General features: G+C 66.3%; 8 protein-coding genes. 3 read left to right on the top strand and 5 right to left on the bottom strand.

Features of this window, described 5'->3' with window-relative positions; all coding sequences use genetic code 11:
- Window positions 1–415, bottom strand: a 415-nt coding sequence (locus tag QOJ24_RS00285) for a thiolase family protein (protein WP_526257963.1), incomplete at its 3' end; no start/stop codon positions are given.
- An 83-nt stretch (window positions 416–498) separates the two neighbouring features.
- Window positions 499–1,638, bottom strand: coding sequence for a BTAD domain-containing putative transcriptional regulator (locus QOJ24_RS00280; RefSeq protein WP_526257962.1), 1,140 nt, complete (start codon window positions 1,636–1,638; stop codon window positions 499–501).
- Between the two features lie 85 nt (window positions 1,639–1,723).
- Here QOJ24_RS00280 and QOJ24_RS00275 point away from each other — a divergent pair, with 85 nt between their 5' ends.
- Both QOJ24_RS00275 and QOJ24_RS00270 read left to right on the top strand, forming a co-directional pair.
- Window positions 1,724–2,773 (top strand): NAD(P)H-dependent amine dehydrogenase family protein, encoded by a 1,050-nt coding sequence (locus QOJ24_RS00275; protein ID WP_526257960.1) that lies wholly within the window; start codon window positions 1,724–1,726, stop codon window positions 2,771–2,773.
- Between the two features lie 9 nt (window positions 2,774–2,782).
- Window positions 2,783–3,256, top strand: a complete 474-nt coding sequence (locus QOJ24_RS00270) for an SRPBCC family protein (RefSeq protein WP_526257958.1) — start codon at window positions 2,783–2,785, stop codon at window positions 3,254–3,256.
- Between the two features lie 12 nt (window positions 3,257–3,268).
- On the opposite strand, the gene QOJ24_RS00265 is transcribed toward QOJ24_RS00270, so the two are convergent.
- The 3 genes from QOJ24_RS00265 to QOJ24_RS00255 are packed head-to-tail and all read right to left on the bottom strand — an operon-like array spanning window position 3,269 to window position 4,947.
- Entirely contained in the window at window positions 3,269–3,634 is a 366-nt protein-coding gene (locus QOJ24_RS00265; protein ID WP_526257965.1) for an HAD family acid phosphatase, read from the bottom strand.
- Window positions 3,635–3,640: 6 nt separating this feature from the next.
- Window positions 3,641–3,841 (bottom strand): hypothetical protein, encoded by a 201-nt coding sequence (locus QOJ24_RS00260; protein WP_526257957.1) that lies wholly within the window; start codon window positions 3,839–3,841, stop codon window positions 3,641–3,643.
- Window positions 3,841–4,947, bottom strand: a complete 1,107-nt coding sequence (locus QOJ24_RS00255; protein ID WP_526257955.1) for an NDMA-dependent alcohol dehydrogenase — start codon at window positions 4,945–4,947, stop codon at window positions 3,841–3,843. Before QOJ24_RS00255 ends, QOJ24_RS00260 begins: the two co-directional genes overlap by 1 nt.
- A 64-nt stretch (window positions 4,948–5,011) precedes the next feature.
- On the opposite strand from QOJ24_RS00255, the gene QOJ24_RS00250 reads away from it, so the two are divergent.
- Complete coding sequence (locus QOJ24_RS00250) at window positions 5,012–5,869, top strand: patatin-like phospholipase family protein (RefSeq protein ID WP_526257953.1); 858 nt, start codon at window positions 5,012–5,014, stop codon at window positions 5,867–5,869.
- Window positions 5,870–6,119 lie beyond the last annotated feature (250 nt).

The following is a 6,119-nucleotide window of genomic DNA, read 5'->3' as shown; positions in this document are numbered from 1 at the left end:
CGGCCAGCGCCTTGACATGCTTGCCCATCGGAGATTCGCGGTCATCGGCGCCGCCTTGGAGCGGACCGGGCTGCATCTTCTCGAAGCCGAGCGCGATCGCGCAGTCGACGAGGCCGCCGCGGATCGTCTGCGCGGCCAGGAACAGCGCCGTCGAACCCGTCGAGCAGTTGTTGTTGACGTTGACGATCGGGATGCCCGTCATGCCCAGTTCGTAAAGGGCACGGTTGCCCGACGTCGAGTCACCCGAGCAGTAACCGACGAAGCCCTGCTGCACCTCGGAATAGTCGATGCCGGCATCCTCGAGCGCTTTCGTGCCCGATTCTCGCGCCATATCGGGGTAGTCCCACCCCTCGCGGCGGCCCGGCTTCTCGAACTTCGTCATCCCGACCCCGACCACAAAAACCTTGTTTGGCATCTGACGACAGAAACACATCAGGGAGCGAACTGTCTAGGTGCCCTATCGACACGGCACAATGCCAGCGAACAGGCGGAGTTGCGCTACGCCTCGGCTTCCTGCATCTCGAACACGAATTCGTGGTCGCAGATCCGGATGCGGTCTCCGTCGGAGAGGGTGACGCTGGCGCGGATCCGTTCACCTCGCACGTCGACCCCGTTGGCCGACCGCAGGTCCGAAACCACGAAGCTGGTGCCGGTGTCGATGATGACGGCGTGGTGGCGGCTGACGTTCTGGTCGTCGAGGACGATGTCGTTGTCGGGCAGCCTGCCGATTCGGGTGGCCGCCGCCATCAGCGGATATTTGCGGCCGGACGCGTCGCGAAGCCGGGCGGCCGAGGACGCGCCGCTGATCGCGGTGCGCTGGCCCAGCGATGTGGCGGTGTGGATGGCGGTGGTCCGCGCGACACGCTTGACGTCGAGCGGTTCCTGGCGCAGCACCCGCCCATAGAGTGCCTGCACGGTGGGGCCGGGATCGATACCGAGATCCTCTGCGAGCGTTGTCTTCAACCGCCGGTAGGCGTCCAGCGCGTCGGATTGGCGTTCGGCCAGATAGTAGGCGGTGATCAGCTGCGCCCACAGCGGCTCACGGTAGGGGTGACCGGCGGTCAGCGACTCCAAGTCGCCGATCACGGTATAGCCGCGGCCACAAGCGATCTCGGCTTCGGCGTGCGCGGTATGGGCGAGCATCTTGTCCTCGACGAGCGCGGTGGCGAATGCGTCGACGAACTGGAAGTCGCGCAGGTCCTCGAGGACCGGACCGCGCCATTCGGCGAGCGCCGCGGACAGGTACTGGCTGGCCTGCTCGAACTTCCCGGCGGCGGCGGCCTGCACGCCCGCCGACTTGCCGAGCGCGAATCGCCCGATGTCGCAATCGCTTTCGGGCACTATCAAGCGGTAGCCAGGTGGCGCACTGGCCAATGCCGTGCGGGAGTCGACGCCGATGCCCGCCAGCAGCTTGCGCAGGTTGGACACATAGGAATGCAGGCTGGCGCGTGGATCCGGGGGCGGGAACTGCTCCCACGCCGCCTCGATCAGCGCATCGGTCGCCACGGGGCGGTTGCGGTTGATCACCAGCATGGCAAGCACCGCGCGCTGCTTGGGCGTGCCCACCGGCACCGATTCGCCGTCGACGCGGATCTGCAGCGGTCCCAGCACGCCGAACTCGGCACCCTTCTCGGCCATCACCGCAATTGTGACCTGCCCGTGCGTCTTCTGGTGTAGACCTGAGTAGAACGTGTTCTAGTTTTGCGATATCGGGAGGTATGACATGGGCCTTCGGGTCGTGCAGTGGGCCACCGGCGGTGTCGGTGTCGCGGCGATCAAGGGCGTGCTGGAGCACCCGGACCTCGAGCTCGTCGGATGCTGGGTGCACTCGCCGGACAAGACGGGTCGCGACGTCGGCGAGCTGATCGGGGTCGGGCCGCTCGGTGTCACCGCGACGAACAGCACCGACGACATCCTTGCCCTCGATGCGGACGCGGTGATCTACGCGCCGCTGATGGCCGATCCCGACGAGGTGGCTGCGCTGTTGCGATCCGGCAAGAATGTCGTCACCCCCGTCGGCTGGCTCTACCCCAGCGAGCGGAGCGCTGCGCCGATGCGCGAAGCGGCGCTGGAGGGCAACGCGACGCTGCACGGCACCGGCATGGCACCCGGCGGCATCAGCGAGAAGTTCCCGCTGCTGTTCTCGGCCTTCTCCACCGGCGTGACATTCGTTCGTGCAGAAGAGTTCTCCGATCTGCGGAGCTACAACGCACCCGACGTGCTCCGGCACGTGATGGGCTTCGGCGAGGTCCCCGAGAAGGCACTGACCGGGCCGATGCAGAAGATGCTCGACAGCGGTTTCATCCAGGCCGTGAAGATGGTCGTCGCCAAGATGGGGTTCAACGCCGACCCGAAGGTGCGGGCCACGCAGGAGGTCGCGCTGGCAACTGCGCCGATCGACTCACCGCTTGGCCTCCTCGAGCCCGGCCAGGTCGCGGGGCGCAGGTTCCACTGGGAAGCCCTCGTCGACGGGGAGCCCGTCGTGCGTGTGACGGTGAACTGGCTGATGGGTGAGGAAAGCCTGGATCCTCCATGGACATTCGGCCCAGGAGGCCAGCGGTACGAGATGGAGGTTCGCGGCAATCCGGACATCACCATCACCGTCCACGGCTTTCACTCGGAGATCGGCGGCGAGGGGCCGGAGTACGGCATCGTCGGTACGGCGGCGCACTGCGTGAACTCGGTGCCCGCGGTTTGCGCGGCCGAGCCGGGCATCCTGACCATGCTCGAACTCCCGTTGATCAGCGGGAAGGCGTCGCCCGCGCTCGGCTAGTCTCGGGTCATGACGAAGCCGTTGGTGGTCGAACAATCCCGCACCATCCCGATGGGACAGGACAACGTCTTCCGCGACATGGTCCCGATGCCGCTGCCAGAACTGTTCCACCGGTGGTACGGCCCGATCCCGCCGATCAAGGAAACCCGAGACCAGACCGGCGACTGGGATGCCGTTGGGCAGTCCCGCACAGTCGTACTCGTCGGCGGCGGCAGCATGCACGAACAGCTCACCGCGTTCAACGCGCCTCATTCGTTCGGGTACACGCTGTCGCAGGTCACCGGTCCGCTGTCGCCGTTGGTGGGTCACATCGACGGCGAATGGATCTTCGAGCCGATCGGCGCAGGCACCAACGTGACGTGGCGATGGACAATTCATCCCCGCACCGGGCTCACCGCGCCGCTGCTGCCGGTATTCGGCAAGCTGTGGAAGGGCTACGCCCGGCAGTCGCTGGACGAGCTGTCCAGACAGCTCGTGCACTGATAATCCCGTTACTCACGGAATGCGATAGAACGGGTTCGGCAGCAGGAACGTGCGTTCGGCGAACCCGCCTTCGAGATCCGACGGCTGGTCTCCCGTGTTGGCGACGATGGTGTAGCCCTCCTGTTCGATCGCCTGCCGTTGCGGTGCCTTGAAGTCGGCGGCCGAATCATAATGCGTGCCATCGGGTTCCAAGATCAGCCTGGTATAGCCGGCGTACCCGACGTCGGCGAGGTTGTGTTCTGTCGCCGCCCGTTGTGACTCCGGGCGGCCGGTGTTGAAGAAGATCGCCGCACCGCGGTCCTTCGCGGTGTTGTAAACGTCCATCGTCGGCGAGATCACCGTCGACGCCGCGCGCTGATTCTCGGCGACCCACGGGATGGCGGACTATGCCGCCGACTGCAGGTCGGTGAGGTAGGCGCCGCTGTCGTAGTACCTCGTCGCTTCGGCCTTCAGGTCGCCGATATTGGCTGGTTGAGCCGGTGCGGGTGCGATCGGCGACGGAGGGGCAGGCGGTTCGGCGACGGCCGTCGGTGCAGTTACCCACAATGCGGCCGCGACGATGACGACATACCGGGCGCGGAGCATCAGAACCGGATCAGCCCGCGCAGGTTCCGGCCGCTGCGCATGTCGTCGTAGCCGGAGTTGATGTCGGACAGTTCGTACTCACGGGTGATCAGCTCATCAAGCATGAGCTGGCCGGAGTCATACAGGTCGAGCATCTTGAAGATGTCGACACGAGGGTTCGACGAACCGAAAAGCGAACCGCGAACCTGCTTTTCGAACAGCGTCAAGTCGACCAGCGACAGGTTGACCTGTTTCTCGTCCGGGTGCGCCATCGCCGTCATCACCACGCGCCCGCGCTTGCCAACCAGGCTCAGCGCCTGTGCGACGTAGGCGCCCTCGGCGACATCGGTGGCGACGACGCATACGTCGGCCTTCTGCCCGCGGGTCAGCCCGATCACCAGCGAGGCGGCCTCTTCGAGCGTGGCCGCGGTGTGGGTGGCGCCGAACTCCAATGCCCGGGTGCGTTTGTACTCAACCGGGTCCAGCGCCACCACGTGCCGTGCCCCGACGATGCGGGCCGCCTGAACCGCGTTGATGCCGACACCGCCGACGCCCATCACCACCACCGTGTCGCCTGCTGCAGCCCCGCCGGTGTTGACTGTGCTGCCGTATCCGGTGGTCACCCCACATCCGACCAACGCCGCCTTGTCCAAAGGAACGCTCGCGTCGACCTTGACCACTGACGCCGTCGGCACCACCGTGTACTCGGAAAATGTTCCGAGCAAACACATTTGGCCGACATCGTGGCCGCGGGCGTGGAAGCGGTGAGTACCGTCCAGCTGCGGGCCCCGCAGCAAATGCATCCCGAGTTCGCACAGGTTGCTGATGCCACGCACACACGGCCCGCACCGACCGCATGCGGGGATGAAGCTCAGCACCACGGCATCGCCCTCGGAGACGTCGGTGACGCCGTCGCCCACCTCCACCACCACGCCGGCCCCCTCGTGGCCGCCGACTACCGGCATAGTCATCCTCAGGTCGCCGGTGACCAGATGTTCGTCCGAGTGGCACATGCCGCTCGCCGTCATCTTGACCATCACCTCGCCGCGCTCGGGACCGTCGAGGTCAATCTCCTCGACCTCCCACTTCTGGTGCAGTCCCCACAGAACCGCGGCCTTCGTCTTCATTGACGTCTGCTCCTCGAGATCGGCGTTGCGGGCTGACTAATGCCAGCCTGGCAGACTTTCGTCCGTGACAGCGAAACGTGGTCTGGTGCTGGCCGGCGGGGGACTGGCGGGCATCGCGTGGGAAATCGGCATTCTGCGCGGCATCGAAGACGAAGCAGCGGAGGCGTCGCGCGCCCTGCGGGATTCCGACGTGCTCATCGGTACCTCCGCCGGGTCCGCGGTCGCTGCGCAGCTCGGCAGCGCTGCGAGCCTCGACGAGCTGTACAACCGGCAAATCGAAGGCACGTCCAAGGAGATCAGTCCCGGCGTCGACATCGACGACATCACCGAGCTGTTCCTCAACGCGCTCTCGGACGCCAATGCGACCAGGGAGCAGAAGCTGCAACGCATCGGCGCGGTCGCGAACACCACGCCGACCGTGTCCGAGGCGGTCCGCCGCGAGGTGATCGCCCAGCGGTTGCCGTCGCACGAGTGGCCGGACCGCGATATGCGCATCACCGCGATCGACATCGGGACAGGCGAGCTGGTCGCCTTCACCGCGACCTCAGGTGTCGACCTGGTCGACGCCGTGGCCGCCAGCTGCGCCGTGCCTGGCGCGTGGCCGCCGGTGACCATCGGCGAGCGGCGATACATGGACGGCGGCGTCGGCAGCACGATGAACCTGAGACTGGCCGGTGATTGCGACGCGGTCGTCGTGCTGGTGCCATCGGGTAGAGGCACCCCCTCGCCCTTTGGGCCCGACCCGGCCGTCGAGGTCGACACATTCGGGCGCCGTTCACTTGGCGTGTTCGCCGACGGCGACTCGTTGGCAGCGTTCGGTCCCAACCCGCTCGACCCCGCATGTCGGGAGCCGTCGGCACGCGCGGGGCGTGCGCAGGGCCGCCGCGTCGCCGCCGAGGTCGCCGAGTTCCTGGCGGGCTGAAGTGCCTTTGACCTGCGCCGATGGGTCGGCGAAAAAGTTCTCAAAATAATTTCGGGAAAAGTGTGCGAGTGATCGGGGCTGATCGCTCCTACCTGTGAAAGCGGCCGCAAGGGCCACTTCAGACCACAGGAGAAAATCATGTACACCACCTACCCCCAGCCCCAGAACTACGGCCCCCAGCACACCGGCTACGGCTACGCCCCGATGCCCCAGCAGCCGATGCCGATGCAGCAGATGCCGGTGCAGCAGA

Source organism: Mycobacterium sp., assembly GCF_032159775.1.
In the GTDB taxonomy this organism is placed as follows: Bacteria; Actinomycetota; Actinomycetes; order Mycobacteriales; family Mycobacteriaceae; genus Mycobacterium.
The sequence above is the reverse complement of the archived record's forward strand: the minus strand, read 5'-3'. Positions and strand labels throughout refer to the sequence as shown.